Consider the following 15,579-nt stretch of genomic DNA (forward strand, 5'->3'; position numbering starts at 1 on the left):
CAGCTTGGCCGAACCCTTGATGATGGGGGTGTCGTCGCCGGGGAAGTCGTACTTGGACAGCAGCTCGCGCACTTCCATTTCCACCAGTTCCAGCAACTCGGCGTCGTCCACCATATCGCACTTGTTCAGGAACACGATGATGTACTTCACGCCCACTTGGCGGGCCAGCAGGATGTGCTCGCGGGTCTGGGGCATCGGGCCGTCAGCGGCCGAGCACACCAGGATCGCGCCGTCCATCTGTGCGGCGCCGGTGATCATGTTCTTCACATAGTCAGCGTGGCCGGGGCAGTCCACGTGAGCGTAGTGGCGGTTAGCCGTCTCGTACTCGACGTGGGCGGTGTTGATGGTGATGCCGCGAGCCTTTTCTTCGGGTGCTGCGTCGATCTGGTCGTAGGCCTTGGCCTCGCCGCCGAACTTGGCCGACAGCACGGTTGCGATTGCAGCCGTCAGCGTGGTCTTGCCGTGGTCAACGTGACCAATGGTGCCGACGTTGACGTGCGGCTTGGTACGTTCAAACTTGCTCTTTGCCATTTCTGCGCTCCTGCGAGGGACTCTGATCAGACCAGAAGAAAAAAAAGAAAGCGAAAGACTGAGGAATTGTGGTGCCCATGACGCGGATCGAACGCGTGACCTCTCCCTTACCAAGGGAGTGCTCTACCACTGAGCCACATGGGCATCGACACGGGTTTGCAGACCTGAGATGCAAACCAACAAACCGGTATCGACGACTACTTCCGGCATTTGCTAACGACACCGACCCAGACGCTGGAGCGGGAAACGGGAATCGAACCCGTGTCATTAGCTTGGAAGGCTAAGGTTCTACCATTGAACTACTCCCGCCCGGGAGCCTTACCTTATCTCTCAATCTCTGAAGATCGAGTCGCCAGAACTTCTGGCGACTCGAGTCAAGCGATTGGTTTGCCTTGGTGGAGGAGGCTGGATTCGAACCAGCGTACGCGTTAGCGGGCAGATTTACAGTCTGCTGCCTTTAACCACTCGGCCACCCCTCCTAGGCAAGCCCGCAACTATAGCAGAGCTTTTCAGGCTCAGCCAAGGTTTTTTGAAAAAGAATTGAAGAAGCCAGCCCACCAGACACCCCAAGCCAGCCGCAAAGCCCCTGGTCATGGGACTTCCAAGCCCTTCACAAGGCCAAGCCACGCCCCAAAAAATTTTCACATCCAAAACGCCAGGCCCATGCCCACAGCCAAGCGCTTGAAGCCCCCTCCTCGCCACCCCGAGCAAACCCTGGCATCGCAGTCCACTGCAGACCAGCACCCCAGCACTTTGCGGCAAAGCGCCAATACCAATTCCCTACCAAGCCCGGACGGCTTCTATTAGTGGTCCTACACCGCAGTAGCAGGCCAGTGAGCAGATTTCAAGGGGGTGGCGGCGCTGCGACAGCAGGGAAAACACGGCCCCGAAACTGGTAGCAAAGTGGCACTACTGAATCGTATAGTGGCATGGCATTGGTTGCATTCGTATGAAAATTGGGGGCATCAGGAACACACCATCCCTCGGATTGGTATGAGCCTGGTTCCGTTAGAAACTGGCCAGTTGCGAGAGTCAAGGCCACATCGAGGAGCATTTATGAAGATCAAACCAAGTCCGATCGCTGCCGCGGTCACCATGACGCTACTGAGCGTCGCATTCGCCGCCCAGGCGCAACAAGCAGACAAGGCCCCGGCTGCCAAGTCCGAAGCCGCTCAGCTCGAACAAGTGGTGGTGACGGGCATCCGTGCTTCGCTGCAGTCGGCCACCAATATCAAGCGCAATTCCACGGCCGTTGTGGATGCCGTGTCGGCCGAAGATGTGGGCAAGCTGCCTGACTCGGACGTGGGCGAATCCCTGGGCCGTCTGCCCGGCATTACCGTGGGCCGGGCCTTCGGCCAAGGCGCTTCGGTGTCCGTGCGCGGCTCCGACCCCCAAATGACCTATACCACCCTGAATGGCCAGACCGTGGCCTCGACAGGCTGGTACGACCAGGCGACCGTTGATCGTTCGTTCAACTACAGCCTGCTGCCCTCCGAATTGATCGGCGGCATGGAGGTCTACAAGTCCTCGCAAGCCGACCTGACCGAAGGCGGTATCGGCGGCACCGTGATCGTCAAGACCCGCAAGCCTCTGGACCTGAAGGCCAACACGGTTTTTGGCAGCGTCAAGTTCGGCAAGGGCACGGTCAGCACCGATCTGTCCAAGGACGTGGCAGGCCTCTACAGCTGGCGCAATGAGGGCAAGACTTTCGGCGTGCTGGTGGCCGGCGCGCGCGAGAACAGCCAGTACATCCGCCGCGGCATTGAGTCCGACGCAGGCTGGGCCGGCGACGTCGCCCCCGCCACCTTTGTGCAAGATCGCAAACGCTCCGCCATCAACCTGACCCTGCAGGCCAAGCCGACGGACAGCATCGAACTGGGCCTGAACTATCTGAGTCTGGAACTGACCGGTGACAACACCAACAGCAATCTGTACCTGTTCACGGGCCAGAACGATCCCAATGCCGAGCAACCCAACGCCATCACCAACTGCGTGCAGAAGAACGCGGCCGGTCTTTGCGTGAAGGCAGAAGCCGGCGCCAACAACCCCGTCAACACCTTCATCCAAACCTGGGCCCGCCAAGGCAAGATGAGCTCCGACAGCCTGGTGCTGAATGGTGCCTTCAAGGGCGACTCCTTCAAGCTCGAAGCCGTGGCCGGTGAAACCAAGGCCAAGGGCGGTACCAGCCACACCATGAACTACGGCGTGGGCTGGTGGGATGCGGGCCAGAGCCTGCCCAAGTTCAAAGGCACCATCGACGCGACCGGCAAGCAAATCAGCATTTCCCCCAGCGTTCCCATGGACGTCAGCGTGTCGAACTTGCCCAAGCAATTGGCACCGACCGGCTGGGCCACCGACCAGCAGCAACCGAATTCGGACAAAGAGCGCTTTGGCCAACTCGACGCCACCTTCGACTTCGACTGGGCAGGCCTGACCGCCTTCAAAACCGGCCTGCGCACGACCAGTCACAAGTACGCGCAAAGTGCCTTGCGCGCCAAGTTCAACAAGGACGTGACACTGGGCAACGCCAGCGATCTGTACAGCGGCGGCACCATCAAGATGGGCCCCAATGGCTGGGACTTCCCCAAGGCCAATCTGTCCGCCATGGCCGACCTCTATGTGAAGAACACTGCGTCCTGGACCGAGCAGCGCTCCTCCTTCGCCGAAATCGAAGAGAGCAACTCGGCCGCCTACGGCATGTTCGAATTCGAGAAGGCGGGCTGGCGCGGTAACTTCGGTCTGCGCTACGTCAAGACCGATGTGAGCTCGCGCGGCTACAAGTTTGACGGCACCCCCTTGGCCGCCAACGACGTGCCCAATAACGACGGCTGGGGCCGCTCGATCGACGAGCAAAAGGCCAGCTATAGCGACTGGCTGCCGAGCCTGAATGCGGCCTACAACATCGACAAGAACTTGGTGCTGCGCATCGCTGCGGCAAAGGCCATCACCCGCCCCAACTTCGAGTACATGTTCCAAGCCAAGCAAGCCGGCTACAACGACGACCGCGCCGGCAACCTGTCCATGACCATGGGCACGGTGAGCCTGAAGCCTCAGTCGTCCAAGCAGTTTGACTTGGGCCTGGAGTACTACTATGGCCGCGGCAATATGGTCTCGGCAGCGGTGTTCCACAAGACCATTGACAACTTCGTGACCGCTCAAGTCCAGACCGGCGTGGATCTGAAGGTCTATGACCCGCGTTTCCCTGCCGACCGCTGGACGGTCAACAACTACCTGAACGCAGGTGGTGGCAAGATCAACGGTCTTGAGGCTCAGATCAACCACAGCCTGGACAACGGCTTCGGTTTTGCTGCCAGCTACACCTATGCTGACGCCAAGGCTCCCGGCACCAGCTACCCCGACCGTCTGGCCTTGTTCACGCAATCGTCCAAGCACACCGCCAATCTGGTGGGCTTCTACGAGAACGAGGTCTACTCGGCACGCGTCGCCTACAACTGGCGCTCCAAGTACATGATTCGTGAAACGGGCTACTACAGCTACCGCATGCACGATCCCTATGGTTCCTTGGACGTCAGCGCAGGCTGGAACATCAACAAGAACCTTCGCTTGAGCCTGGAAGCCGTCAACCTGCTGAAGCAGGATGATGTGCAGTACGGTGCCGCCGATGCGTCGAACACCAATGTCAAGGGCAGCATGCGCGCTGGCTATCCGGCTTGGTCCTTCATGGGCGAAACCACCTACCGCGTCGGCCTGAGCGCCAAGTTCTGATCGAACTGATCGCCGACAACAGAAAGGGCACCCGGTTCAATCCATATCAATCTGGCACTGAGCCGAAGGCCTGAAGACAATGCCCTGCAGCGTGAGTTGCAGGGCATTTTTCTTATGGTTATGGGATACCCAAAAATAGCGTTGAACGGCCAGGCGACGTAGCCTCGGCACACCCACGACAACGGCGCTGCGCGCTGGTGTTTCTGACGCCTGCAAGCAAAAAAACGCCCCGAAATCTCGGGGCGCTTGGCTATCGGCGCGGTCGATCGCGCCCGTTTGGGCTCAAACTGGATGGGGCGCCCTTTGCCAGGGTTCCGCACGATCCGCAAAAGGAGCAGACCCGCCCGCAGCCCACTATCGCACTCACCGCCGGTGGCAGATCGACGCCGCCGGGTCTTCAGCAGCAGCCATGACGCCAGCCTCCGGCAATGCACCTACCGTGCTAGCAATAGCCGATGAAGCCAGGCGTTTGGGCCGAGTGCGTGCCGACTTGCGCCCTCTGCTCAAACCTTGATGTAAACGCCCCGCTTGTCCAGCACCTTCACGATCAAGGCCCACACAGCCACAAAGGCCAGGGCGAAGGCCAGGGATTGGCCATACGGCCCGACCAGAGGCTGCAGCCAGCCAAAGCCCTGGGCGTACAAGGGCGCCATCAGCCCCAAACCCTCCAGCAAGACGGTACACATCCAGGCCCCCGCATAGGCCGCGATGGCGTTGACGCCGAAAGCGCGACCTACTGGCGGCAGGCCGCGGCGGTCGATCAGCCAGTGCGCCAGGGCCAGGGCCAGGCAGGCCAGGCCGCCGGTCCACAGCACGAAGGAGGCGGTCCATAACTGCTTGTTGAGCGGCAGACCCAGCTGGTCCAGCAGCAGGCCGGCCAGGGCAGCCACCGCGCCAAAGGCCAGCAGCGGGCGCAGCGCCGCCCGGCGCAGCCATTCACCCGCGCGCAGGCCCAACAAGGTCGTGGCCAAGGCGCCCAGGGTACTGACCACGCCTTCCGGATCATGGCCCAGGCCGGTCTGCGCATTCCACTCGTAGCCGAAGCGGCCCAGCAGCCAGGCATCGGTTTGCGAGGCGATATTGCCCACCTTGTCCAGGCTGCCGCCCCACAGCAGCAGGCCGGCATAAGCCAGCAGCAAAGCGGCGATCAAGCCCCATTGCGCGCGCTCGCGCAGATAGATGGCGGCCAGGCCGGCCAGCGCAAAACAAATGCCGATGCGCTGCAAGACGCCGGGAAGGCGCAGCTCCGACTTGCCCATGATCCACCAGGCCAGCAGATGCAGGGCCAGACCCAGCAGCAGGATGCGGCCGGCGCGCTTGAGCACCGTCGCCGCCATCGGCGCCGCCGGCGCGCCGGCGGCGATGCGCCCCCCCATGGCCAGCGCCAGGGAGACGCCGACGATGAAGAGGAAGAAGGGGAAGATCAGATCGGTGGGCGTGCAGCCATGCCAGGCCGCATGCTCCAGCGGGTCCATCACATGGCCCCAGTCGCCGGGATTGTTGACGAGCAACATGCCCGCCACCGTCAGGCCCCGCAGCGCATCCACCGATGCATAGCGCTTTGTCGAGCTCATCGCCCACCTCTCACAAAAACTCAAAAATCACAAAGGCTGGGCAAGGCCGGCTGGGCGGCGGGCACCGTATCCATCTGCTTGACGCCGGCCGCACGCAAGCGCTTCACCTCGGCCAACACCTGCTTGGGGCTCAGGACCTGATTGCGGGCATGGAAGACCCAGTCCACATCTTCCTCGTAGACCCGCGGCTGATCGCTCTTCTCCAGCAGGCCATCGGGCGAGAACCAGAGATTGAAGTTGATGGACATCAGCGAAACCGGGTAGTTGCGCCCGCCATGCTGGGCCAGCAAGCGGCCGTCCAGATAAAGCCGGGTCTTGCCCCCGGCGATCTGCATCATCAGCACATGCCAGCCATCCAGCGAGCCCATTTCCTCGTGGCTCTGGTTGAAGGCCTGCCAGGGCTCAAGCTGCACCGTCTGCCAGCTGATGCCGTACAGCCGCGTCTTGTCGCTGCCCCAGCCGCCGTTGGGCAAGTACTCGAAGTCCAGCTCCGAGAACAAGGGGTCGAAGTCGTGCCTGAGCGGGCTGACGACGTAGAAGGTCTGGATCACCGGGTCGCCATCCAAGCCGCTCAAGGGCTGGTCGCTGAAGCGCACCCGGGCGGCATAGGTGCCCTCCAGATACTTGCGCGCATGGCAGAGCTGGGCCTGGCGGCTGCCGGCGCCCGTGCCGTCGGTCTGGGCCCGCATGCGCAAGAGGCGGTTGCCCGGCTGCTGGGGGTCGGCCACCAGGCTGAACTGCTCGGCCGACCACAGCGCGCCGGGCACGCCCGGGTGGCCGGGCTTGCTGCGGGGGGTCCAGCCGGCCGCGCTCAGGGCCGCCAGATCGGGCTGCGAGAAGTCGTCAAAAAAAACCTCGGCCTGGGCCGGCAGCATGAAAGACAACAAGGCCGCAGCAGCGGCCTTGCAGCAACGCGAAGACAGAGACATGCAGAACACTCAGCTTGAAGAGGCCGCCGCCGCAGGGTCGGCGGCCGCGGGTTCGGCCGCCTGGGGCTTGGGCATCTTGACGAAGAACAGCAGCACAAACACCGGCAGGCCGCACAGAATCGTCCAGAGGAAGAACTGCTCATAGCCCATGGCCAGCTGGATATCGCCGCTGATGGTCTTGGAAAAGATGAAGCCCAGCTGCATGATGCCCGTGCCCAGCGCGTAGTGCGCGGTGGAGAACTTGCCCGGCGCCAGCACCTGCATGATGAACAGAATCATGCCGACAAAGCCGAATCCATAACCAAACATCTCCACGGTGACGGCGGCGCCGATGTGGAACAGGTCCGGCGGCATGGTGGAGGCCAGGTAATAGAAGGTCAGATTGGGCACCAGCATGGCCAGCAGCAGGATGGGCATGGCCCGCTTCAGGTTCAGCCAGGAGGTGAAGTAGCCGCCGGCAATGCTGCCGGCCAGAAAAGCCGCCGTGCCGAAAGTGCCGTAGATGCCGCCCACCTGTTCGGTCGTCAGGCCCAGGCCGCCCTTATCGCGGGCCTCGATCAGGAACAGCGGCCCGATGGTCTGCACCTGGCCCTCTGCAAAGCGGAACAGCACGATGAACAGAATCATCAGCCAGATGCCGGGCTTTTTCAGCAGGTCGGCAATCACCTCTTGCAAGGTGGCGGCCACGCTGGCGGCGCTGACCTTGCCCGCCGCCGCATTCAGCACATCGGGCAGGGCGCGGGCGTTGTAGGCGGCCAGGCCAGCCAGCAGCAGGGCCAGGGCCGCGAAGATCACGCTCCAGGCATTGAACACGCCCAGGCTTTTTTCCATATGGCCGGCCAACACCAGCAGGCCGCCCAGGGTGAGGAATTTGGAAGCGTTGAAGAAGGCACCCTGCCAGCCCGCATAGGCCGCCTGCTGCTTGCTGTCCAGCGAGGCGAGGTAAAGCCCGTCGCAGGCGATGTCGTGCGTGGCGGCGGCGTAGGCGATCAGGAACAGCACCGCGATGCTGGCAGCGAAATACATCGGTACTTGCACGGCCAGAGCCATCAGCGCCAAGCCCGCCGCGCCGGTGAACTGCATGGCCACGACCACGCGCTTCTTGCTGCGCGCCAGCTCCAGAAAAGGGCTCCACAGCGGCTTGACGGCCCAGGCCAGGCCCAAGAGGCCGGTCCAGCGGGCGATCTGGTCGTTCGGCACGCCCATATTCTTGAACATCAGGCCGGCCAGCAGCATGACGACGAAGAACTGCATGCCCTGCACAAAGTACAGGCTGGGCACCCAGCTGATGGGTGAGCGCGGCGCGCGGGCCGGCGTTTGAACTTGGGACATGGGCGTTTCCTTGTGCGGGGCTCAGGCGAGCTTCAAAGGCTGACGGGCGACTGCGCCGTGGCCTGGGCTCGGCCCTCCAGCCAGGCCTGCAAGCCGGCCAGCGCACCCTCGGCATAACCCCAGGTGACGACGGTCGGTGCTTTCACATCCAGGGCCTGGAAAGGATTCCACAGCACCAGATGCAGATCGGGCTGCCAGCCCGCCGCCGCGCCGTTGTAGCGGGCACGGTGGTTGGAGGCCAGCACATTGAGGCGGCCATCCAGCGGCACCTGGGCCCAGTCGAGCGCATCGATGCTGTCCAGGGCCACAAACTCCACATCGCCGAAGCCCGCGAACAGGCCGCGCACCAGCTGGCCCGAGGGGCCGGCCTCGGAGACGCCGTCGCTGTCCACGCTGGCCTGGGTGTAGACGCGCAGGGGCCGGTCCAGCGCCGGCGCCTGCGCGCCATGCAGGGCGGCCAGACCGGCGGACCAGGCGGCGCGCATCAGCTGGTCGTCCAGCTGGCGTTGCTCGAACTCGTAGTCGTCGTGACGCACCGGGTAGGCATTGGCCAGGGCGTCCAGGCGAGCACGGGCGCGCTGGCCCTGTTCGGCCGTCAACTCGCCCTTGGCAAAGGCCTCGTGCAAGGCCTGGATGGCGGCGGCCTGCTCCTGCAGATCGCCCTGGGCCAGAATCATGTCGGCGCCGGCCTGGATGGCCATCACGGCGGCGCGGGCGTAGCCATAGCGCTCGTAGATGGCCTTCATCATCAGCGCGTCGGTGATGACCACGCCCTCATAGCCCCACTCGCGGCGCAGGATGTCGCCGAGGATCTTGGTCGACAAGGTGGCCGGATGCTCGGGGTCGATCTGCGGGTAGACGATGTGGGCCGTCATCACAGCGGGCGCTTCATCACGCAGGTCCTTGAAGGGGCGCAGCTCCAGCGCGTCCAGCTCGGCGCGGCTCTTGTCCACCGTCGGCAGGGCGAGGTGCGAATCCACATGGGTGTCGCCATGGCCGGGGAAATGCTTGACGCAGCAGGCCACGCCCTCGGCCAGGGAGCCGCGCATCCAGGCGCCGGCCAAACGCGTCACCTCATCGGCATCCTCGGAGAAGCTGCGCTCGGCGATGACGGGGTTGGCCGGGTTGTTATTGATGTCCAGCACCGGCGCGAAGTTCCAGTTGATGCCGATGGAGCGCAGGCCGCGCGCCACGGCCGCACCGACCTGCTCGGACAGGGCCGCATCACCGGCGGCGCCCAAGGCCATGGCCGAGGGGGCTTGCGGCAGAAAGGTGGCGCGCACGACCGAGCCGCCCTCTTGATCGAGGCCGATCAGGGCTTGCGGGCCCATCACATTGCGCAGATCGGCGGTGAGCTGCTTGACCTCGGCTTCGGTGCCCAGGTTTTTGCGGAACAGGCAGACGGCACGCACCTTGTTGACGCGCAGAAACTCGGCCGTCGCAAAGTCCAGGCTCTTGCCCTGGATGTCGACCATGACCAGCTGGCCCGGGTGAAAGCCGGAATGAAAATCGCTCATGAACAGGTACTCGGGCTAAATCAATGCGTCTTGGTGACCTTGGCCAGATGGGGCGGCTGATCGGGGTTGCGGCCGCGCGCGCGGGCCAGGGCCTCGACCATGGGGTAGAAGCTCTGCACGACGGCGATGGCGTCCAGGTCCTCATTGCCGGTGCAGGCCAGGGGCAGCTCGGCACCGGGCGTGCCGGCCGGTGCAGCCAGCAGCACGCGGGCGCCACGGCCACGCATCTCCTCGGCCAGGGCCAGCAGGCCGGCCTGGGCCGGGCCACGCGGCGCGAACACCAGCATGGGGTAGCCCTCCTCGATCAAGGCCATGGGGCCATGCTTGACCTCGGCGCCCGAGAAGGCCTCGGCCTGGATGCCGCAGGTCTCCTTGAACTTCAGCGCCGCTTCCTGGGCGATCGCCAGGCCGGTGCCGCGGCCGATCACGAACAGGCGGTTGGCCGGGGCCAGCACGTCCACGGCCACGTCCCAGCGCTGGGCCGCGGCCTGGCTCAGGGCGTCGGGCAGTTGCTGCAGGGCGGCTTGCAGGTCTTCGTCCTCCCCCCAGGCGGCCACCACACGGGCGCCGGCCACCAGCTGGGCGATATAGCTCTTGGTTGCCGCCACGCTGGTCTCGGGCCCGGCGTGCAGCGGGAAGACGTATTGCGCCGCCTCGGCCAGGGGCGAGCCCTCGGCATTCACAAAGGCCACGGTGCGGGCTCCGCCGGCACGGAAGAACTGGGTCGGCGCCACCAGGTCCGGGCTCTGGCCGGACTGCGAGAAGGCCAGGGACACCAGACCCTCGCAGGCGATCTTGCTTTGATACAGCGTCACCAGGGACATGGGCAGAGAGGTGACCAGACGGCCCATGCGGGCCATCATCAGATAGGCCATGTAGTGGGCGGCGTGGTCGGAGCTGCCGCGGGCCACGGTCAGCAGCGAGGTGGGCGGCTGCTCGCGCAGGGCGGCGCCCAATTCGGCATAGGCCGATTGGTCGGCGGCCAGCTGGCGCGCCACCACATCGGGGGCGCTGAGGGCTTCGGCCAGCATGCGCGTCTTCAAATTCGCCAACGAGGAATCAGGCAAGGTCAATTTCTTCTCCTTCAACAAGCACCCGCTGCAACTGCAGCTCACGGTCCAAGACCACCAAATCAGCCCAAGCACCGACCGTCAACTGACCCCGATCACTCAAACCCATGTATTCCGCCGCGTTGCTGGAGACGCGCCGCGAGGCGTCTGCGATCTCCAGCCCCAGGCCGACCAGATTGCGCAAGGCCTGGTCCATCGTCAGCGTGCTGCCCGCCAGCGTGCCGTCGGGCAGGCGCACGCCACCCATGCACTTGGTGACGGTGTGGCGGCCCAGCTTGTAGTCGCCGTCCGGCTGGCCGGCCGCGGCCGTCGAGTCGGTGACGCAGAACATGCAGGGAATGGCCCGCAAGGCCACGCGGATGGCGCCCGGGTGCACATGCAGCAGGTCCGGAATGATCTCGGCATAACGCGCATGGGCCAGGGCGGCGCCCACCATGCCGGGCTCGCGATGGTGCAGGCCGGTCATGGCATTGAACAAATGGGTGAAGCCTTGGGCACCATGGGCCAGGGCGGCCACGCCGTCCTCGTACGTGCCCAGAGTGTGGCCGATCTGCACCTGGTAGCCGGCCGCGCGCAGCTCGGTGATCAGCGCAAGATTGCCCGGCAGCTCGGGCGCCAGCGTGATCAGCTTGATGGGGGCCAGGGCATTGAGCTCGCTAACCTCCTGCATGGCCGCGGGCTTGGCGAAGTCGGGCTGCGCGCCCAGCTTGCCGGGGTTGATGTAAGGGCCTTCCAGATGCACGCCCAGCACGCGCGCACCTTGGCGGTCGCGCTCGCGGCAGACGGGGCCCAGGGCGGCCAGGGCGCTGCGGATCTCGTCCATCGGCGCCGTCATCGTGGTGGCCAACATCGAGGTGGTGCCGTGGCGCACATGCAGCTTGGAGATCTCGCGGGCGGCCTCACCGCCTTCCATGGTGTCGTGACCGCCGCCGCCGTGCACATGCACGTCGATGAAGCCGGGCAGCACGATGGGCAGGGCCGGCTGATCATGCCTGACCTGGGCTTCCGACACCGGCTCGCCGCTGATGGCTGTGATGCGCCCTGCGCTTTGGCTGAGGCGTCCGCGTACAAAGCCTTGCGGCGTCAGCACATAGCCATCAATGTGTTGGAAATCCCCCATCCCTGCCCTGCTCCTCTTGTCTTGTTCAGTCTTCGCGCCGCATCTCGGCGACGAAGTCGTAGTAATCGCTGCGGCAATAGGAATGCGTCAGCTCCACCGCATGACCCGATTCCAGATAGCCCACCCGGGTGATGAACAGCACCGCCTGCCCCACCGGCACCTCCAGCAAGCCGGCCAGCTTGGCATCGGCATTGATGGCGCGGATGTGTTGCAGCGCGCGCACCGGCGCGCCACCCAGGGTTTGCAGATGCTCGTAAAGCGAGGCCTCGACGGCCTGCGGATCGGGCAGCACCGCCTCGGGCAGCACGCTGACCTCGTAAGCCATCACCACCGTGTCGGCCAGGCGCAGGCGCTCCAGGCGCGCCACGCGGCCGCCGGTGGAGAGGCCCAGGCTCAGCTGCTCATCGGGCGCGGCCGGCGTGAAGCCGCGGGCCAGCCAGCGCGAGCTGGGGCGGAAACCCCGCTGCTGCAACTCTTCCGAGAAGCTGGTCAGGCGCGACAGCGGCTGCTCCAGCTTGGGCGCGATGTAATTGCCCGAACCGCGCTTGCGCACAATCATGCCCTGCTCGACCAGACGGTCTATGGCCTTGCGCGCGGTCACGCGCGAGATCTCCAGTTGCTCCGACAGCACCCGCTCCGAAGGCAGGGCCTCGTCGGCCAGGAACAGGCCCTCACGGATGGCCTGGGCCAGCTTTTGCGCCAGCTGCATGTACAGCGGCGAGGCGGCTTCGTGGTCCGGCTTGAATTTGAATGGCATGGCGGTCAATTTCCCAATCGTTGGAGGACGCTGCGAATCAGATGCAGCGCGCCGTCGGCGGAATCACCCTGGGGCGAAACGCAACGGCCGGCCATGGTGCCTGAGAAATTGGGAGCCAGACGCAGGGCGATGCTGCCGCACAAGGCCAGGGGCAGCTCGGCCGCCGGGTCCAGCGCCAGCGCCAGCCGCTCCAGCTCGGCCACCGCCTCTTGCACAAAGCCGACCGCCACCGGGTCGATGTTGTCGCCCTCGGCATGGTCGAACACCAGCCGGGCCAGGCTGGCATAAGCATGCTGACCGGCCTGGGCACACCAGGCCAGGATGGGCTCGCGCTCCGCGCCCACGACCGCAAACACCGCGCGGGCCAGCGGGCCCACCGGCACCCGGCCGTCCTGCGCCTGATGGGCGTGGCGCATGGCCTTCAGGCCCAGCCAGGCACCGCTGCCTTCGTCGCCACAAATCCAGCCCCAGCCGCTGATGCAGGCGCGCGAGCCGTCGCGGCGCAAAACCTCGCCCACCGTGCCGGTACCGGCCGCCACCACGGCGCCGGGCCGGCCGCCATGGGCGCCCAGGACGGTGGTGAAACCGTCGCCATCCAGCGCCAGCAAGGCAAAGCCGGGCTGCAAGGCCAGAAAAGCCTCGACCTGGGCGGGCACGCTGGCCCCGGACAAACCCAGGCCGATGGCGCAGTGCGACCAGTCCAGTGCCTCCACCCCGGCCAGCGCCTGCGCCTGGCGCGCGGCCAGCACAATATGGGCCCAGGCCTGCTCGGCCCCCTGCCCCAGGGCGGACGGCCCGGCCTCACCCTGGCCGAGGATGCGGCCGCTCAGATCGCTGAGCCGCACCCGTGTCCCGGTGCCGCCGCCATCAACGCCCAAGAAAAAGCGCACCGAGGCCTTGGCAGATTCCGCACCGAGTGGACAAAGAGTGGTCGTATTCATATTAATACCAGTCTAGTACCAAATTAAAGCCGCCGTCAATGCGGGTTCTACCCTTGTTGCACATTCATTGCAGCCCGATTAAGTGACAAAGACGAGCCCGGAACGGCCATACCAATTTAGAACCAAGATGGCAATCCCAGGCCAACCCTAGGCCGGGGTTTCGCAGTCCGATTGAAGACCTTTTGTGCGGCACGCAATGTCCACAAGGCTCAGGCCGCACAGAGGCGGCTATCCTTGCGCCAACCCCTGGAGCCCCTAGACCGTGAATTTCCTCGCCGCATCCGACGCCGGCGCCGCGCTGCTGCGGCGCCTCAACCATCTGGCCGAACGCCATCCGCAGATTGCGTTGCAGTGCCTGCAAACGCTGGAACAGCGTTGCCGCGCCGCGGGCAATCTGCCTGCGGCACTGGATGCACTCTATGCCCGCTTCTATCTGCTGGAGCATCGCGGGCGGGCGCTGGACTTGCAGCACGCGCTGCGCGCGGCCCTGCTGGAGTCCGCCGGCCTGGCCCTGCAGGCAGCCCGCATCCACGAGGCCCTGGGCCGCCTGGCCTATCAGCAGGGCGAATACGCCGAGGCCGCGGAGCGCTGGGCCCAGGCCATCACCCTGAGCCAGCAGACCGGCGATGTCTGGCTGAGCGTGGCCGCGCGCATCGGCAAGGGCCAGATCCACTACGCCATGGGCGCCTGGGCGCAGGGCCGCGAGCTGCACCGCGAGGCCGCCACGCTGCTAGGCCCGCTGCAGGACAGCTATCTGGCCGCCAAGCTGGCCCTCAATATCGGCGTAGGCTATTTCGAGACGCAGCAGCACGATGACGCCGAGCGTTATTTCAGCCACGGCCTGGCCGCGGCGCGCAGCGGCAAGCATCGCGAATACGAGGCGGAAGCGCATTGGCATCTGGCCCGCGCCGCCCTGGTGCGCGGCCGCCTGGACTGGGCCACGACGGACTGCCGCATCGCCCTGAACATCGCCGGCAAGCTGGGCCATAGCTGGCTGGAAAGCGTGGCCAGCCAGACCTGGACCGAGATCGCCCTGGCCCGCGGCGATGTGGCCGGCGCCATCCTCAGCAGCCAGCACAGCCTGGCGCTGGCCCGCCGCATCCACTCACGCCCGCAGGAGGGCCAGGCCCATCTGCAGCTGGCGCGCATGCTGGAGCGCCAAGGCGATCTGGCCGCCGCCCTGAGCCATCTGTGGCAGCACCTGGCCCTGCGCAATGAGCTGGACCGCCTGGGCAGCAGCGCCCTGCCCCAGCGGCTCGGCGAGGCTCAGGCAATCGCCGGATAGCTCCCCGTACCGTCGGGCCAGGGCGTCAGCACCTCGAAGCCCGCAGGGGTCACCAACACCATATGCTCCCACTGGGCCGACAGGGAATGGTCGCGGGTCACCACCGTCCAGCCGTCGGCCAGATCCTTGATGTCGCGCTTGCCGGCATTGATCATGGGTTCGATGGTGAAGATCATGCCCGCCTCCAGACGCAGGCCCTCGCCACGCTTGCCGTAGTGGAAGACATGGGGCTCGTCGTGGTAAATCGTGCCGATGCCATGGCCGCCGTACTCGCGCACCACGCTGAAGCCCTCCCGGTGCGCCACGCTCTGGATCGCGTGGCCCACATCGCCCAGGGTGGCGCCGGGCTTGACCGCGCGTATGCCCGCCACCATGGCCTCGTAACAGCTGTTCACCAGGCGCCGCGCCAAGGTGCTGGGCTCGCCGACAAAATACATGCGGCTGGTATCGCCGAACCAGCCGTCCTTGATGATGGCCACGTCCAGATTGACGATATCGCCCTTCTTCAGAATCTTGGCCGCCGTCGGGATGCCGTGGCAGACCACATGGTTGACCGAGGCGCACAAGGTCTTGGTATAGCCGTGGTAGCCGATATTGGCCGGCGTCACGCCCAGGTCCTTGATGATGAACTCGCGGCAGATATCGTCCAGCGCCTCGGTGCTGACCCCGGGCTGGACATGGGGCGCGATCATCTCCAGCACACGGGCGGCCAGCTGGCCGGCCTCGCGGGCTTTGACGATCTCTTCGGGGCTGCGGAGGGCGACCTTGCGTTTGCTGCTGCTCATGGTTTGCGGATC

Annotated in this window: 12 protein-coding genes and 3 tRNA genes; 2 read left to right on the forward strand and 13 right to left on the reverse strand. The window is 65.2% G+C overall.

Annotation, left to right across the window (positions count from 1 at the left end):
* The 4 genes from HNP55_RS07600 to HNP55_RS07615 all read right to left on the reverse strand — a co-directional run.
* Positions 1–531, reverse strand: a 531-nt coding sequence (locus tag HNP55_RS07600) for a GTP-binding protein (protein ID WP_184297896.1), incomplete at its 3' end; no start/stop codon positions are given.
* Between the two features lie 69 nt (positions 532–600).
* Positions 601–675, reverse strand: a tRNA-Thr gene (locus HNP55_RS07605).
* Between the two features lie 91 nt (positions 676–766).
* A tRNA-Gly gene (locus tag HNP55_RS07610) sits at positions 767–840 on the reverse strand.
* An 84-nt stretch (positions 841–924) separates the two neighbouring features.
* A tRNA-Tyr gene (locus HNP55_RS07615) sits at positions 925–1,010 on the reverse strand.
* Positions 1,011–1,587: 577 nt separating this feature from the next.
* Here HNP55_RS07615 and HNP55_RS07620 point away from each other — a divergent pair.
* On the forward strand, positions 1,588–4,257 hold the full coding sequence (locus tag HNP55_RS07620; RefSeq protein ID WP_184297897.1) for a TonB-dependent receptor: 2,670 nt from the start codon (positions 1,588–1,590) through the stop codon (positions 4,255–4,257).
* A 503-nt stretch (positions 4,258–4,760) separates the two neighbouring features.
* Here HNP55_RS07620 and HNP55_RS07625 read toward each other — a convergent pair.
* Genes HNP55_RS07625 through HNP55_RS07660 form a run of 8 tightly spaced genes read right to left on the reverse strand, consistent with a single transcriptional unit; the run spans position 4,761 to position 13,497 of the window.
* Positions 4,761–5,831 carry an acyltransferase family protein gene (locus HNP55_RS07625; RefSeq protein WP_184297898.1) on the reverse strand — a complete coding sequence of 357 codons (1,071 nt, stop codon included), beginning with the start codon at positions 5,829–5,831 and terminating at the stop codon, positions 4,761–4,763.
* Between the two features lie 20 nt (positions 5,832–5,851).
* A complete protein-coding gene (locus HNP55_RS07630) occupies positions 5,852–6,760 on the reverse strand; it encodes a glycoside hydrolase family 16 protein (protein ID WP_184297899.1) in 909 nt (302 codons plus the stop codon).
* 9 nt (positions 6,761–6,769) lie between these two features.
* A complete protein-coding gene (locus HNP55_RS07635) occupies positions 6,770–8,092 on the reverse strand; it encodes an MFS transporter (RefSeq protein WP_184297900.1) in 1,323 nt (440 codons plus the stop codon).
* Between the two features lie 32 nt (positions 8,093–8,124).
* Positions 8,125–9,609: a beta-N-acetylhexosaminidase gene (gene nagZ, locus HNP55_RS07640; RefSeq protein WP_184297901.1), complete on the reverse strand. Its 1,485-nt coding sequence runs from the start codon at positions 9,607–9,609 to the stop codon at positions 8,125–8,127.
* 20 nt (positions 9,610–9,629) lie between these two features.
* Entirely contained in the window at positions 9,630–10,640 is a 1,011-nt protein-coding gene (locus tag HNP55_RS07645; RefSeq protein WP_184297902.1) for an SIS domain-containing protein, read from the reverse strand.
* A gap of 28 nt (positions 10,641–10,668) precedes the next feature.
* Positions 10,669–11,799, reverse strand: a complete 1,131-nt coding sequence (gene nagA / locus HNP55_RS07650) for an N-acetylglucosamine-6-phosphate deacetylase (protein ID WP_184297903.1) — start codon at positions 11,797–11,799, stop codon at positions 10,669–10,671.
* Positions 11,800–11,824: 25 nt separating this feature from the next.
* Positions 11,825–12,556, reverse strand: coding sequence for a GntR family transcriptional regulator (locus tag HNP55_RS07655; RefSeq protein ID WP_184297905.1), 732 nt, complete (start codon positions 12,554–12,556; stop codon positions 11,825–11,827).
* Between the two features lie 5 nt (positions 12,557–12,561).
* Entirely contained in the window at positions 12,562–13,497 is a 936-nt protein-coding gene (locus HNP55_RS07660) for a BadF/BadG/BcrA/BcrD ATPase family protein (protein WP_184297906.1), read from the reverse strand.
* A gap of 262 nt (positions 13,498–13,759) precedes the next feature.
* Between HNP55_RS07660 and HNP55_RS07665 the strand changes: the two genes are divergently transcribed.
* Entirely contained in the window at positions 13,760–14,782 is a 1,023-nt protein-coding gene (locus HNP55_RS07665; protein ID WP_184297908.1) for a hypothetical protein, read from the forward strand.
* Here HNP55_RS07665 and map read toward each other — a convergent pair.
* Positions 14,764–15,567, reverse strand: coding sequence for a type I methionyl aminopeptidase (gene map, locus HNP55_RS07670; protein ID WP_184297910.1), 804 nt, complete (start codon positions 15,565–15,567; stop codon positions 14,764–14,766). The two genes, HNP55_RS07665 and map, sit on opposite strands and share 19 nt — an antisense overlap.
* Positions 15,568–15,579: the final 12 nt, after the last annotated feature.

Source organism: Roseateles oligotrophus (genome assembly GCF_014204525.1).
GTDB lineage: Bacteria > Pseudomonadota > Gammaproteobacteria > Burkholderiales > Burkholderiaceae_C > Paucibacter_A > Paucibacter_A oligotrophus_A.

Bases quoted from the DNA above. Each gene is read 5' to 3' on its own strand.
- HNP55_RS07655 (WP_184297905.1), bottom strand. From the start codon at position 12,556: ATGCCATTCAAATTCAAGCCGGACCACGAAGCCGCCTCGCCGCTGTAC.
- nagZ (WP_184297901.1), bottom strand. From the start codon at position 9,609: ATGAGCGATTTTCATTCCGGCTTTCACCCGGGCCAGCTGGTCATGGTC.
- HNP55_RS07625 (WP_184297898.1), bottom strand. From the start codon at position 5,831: ATGAGCTCGACAAAGCGCTATGCATCGGTGGATGCGCTGCGGGGCCTG.
- nagA (WP_184297903.1), bottom strand. From the start codon at position 11,799: ATGGGGGATTTCCAACACATTGATGGCTATGTGCTGACGCCGCAAGGC.
- map (WP_184297910.1), bottom strand. From the start codon at position 15,567: ATGAGCAGCAGCAAACGCAAGGTCGCCCTCCGCAGCCCCGAAGAGATC.
- HNP55_RS07635 (WP_184297900.1), bottom strand. From the start codon at position 8,092: ATGTCCCAAGTTCAAACGCCGGCCCGCGCGCCGCGCTCACCCATCAGC.
- HNP55_RS07630 (WP_184297899.1), bottom strand. From the start codon at position 6,760: ATGTCTCTGTCTTCGCGTTGCTGCAAGGCCGCTGCTGCGGCCTTGTTG.
- HNP55_RS07660 (WP_184297906.1), bottom strand. From the start codon at position 13,497: ATGAATACGACCACTCTTTGTCCACTCGGTGCGGAATCTGCCAAGGCC.
- HNP55_RS07645 (WP_184297902.1), bottom strand. From the start codon at position 10,640: ATGCTGGCCGAAGCCCTCAGCGCCCCCGATGTGGTGGCGCGCCAGCTG.
- HNP55_RS07620 (WP_184297897.1), top strand. From the start codon at position 1,588: ATGAAGATCAAACCAAGTCCGATCGCTGCCGCGGTCACCATGACGCTA.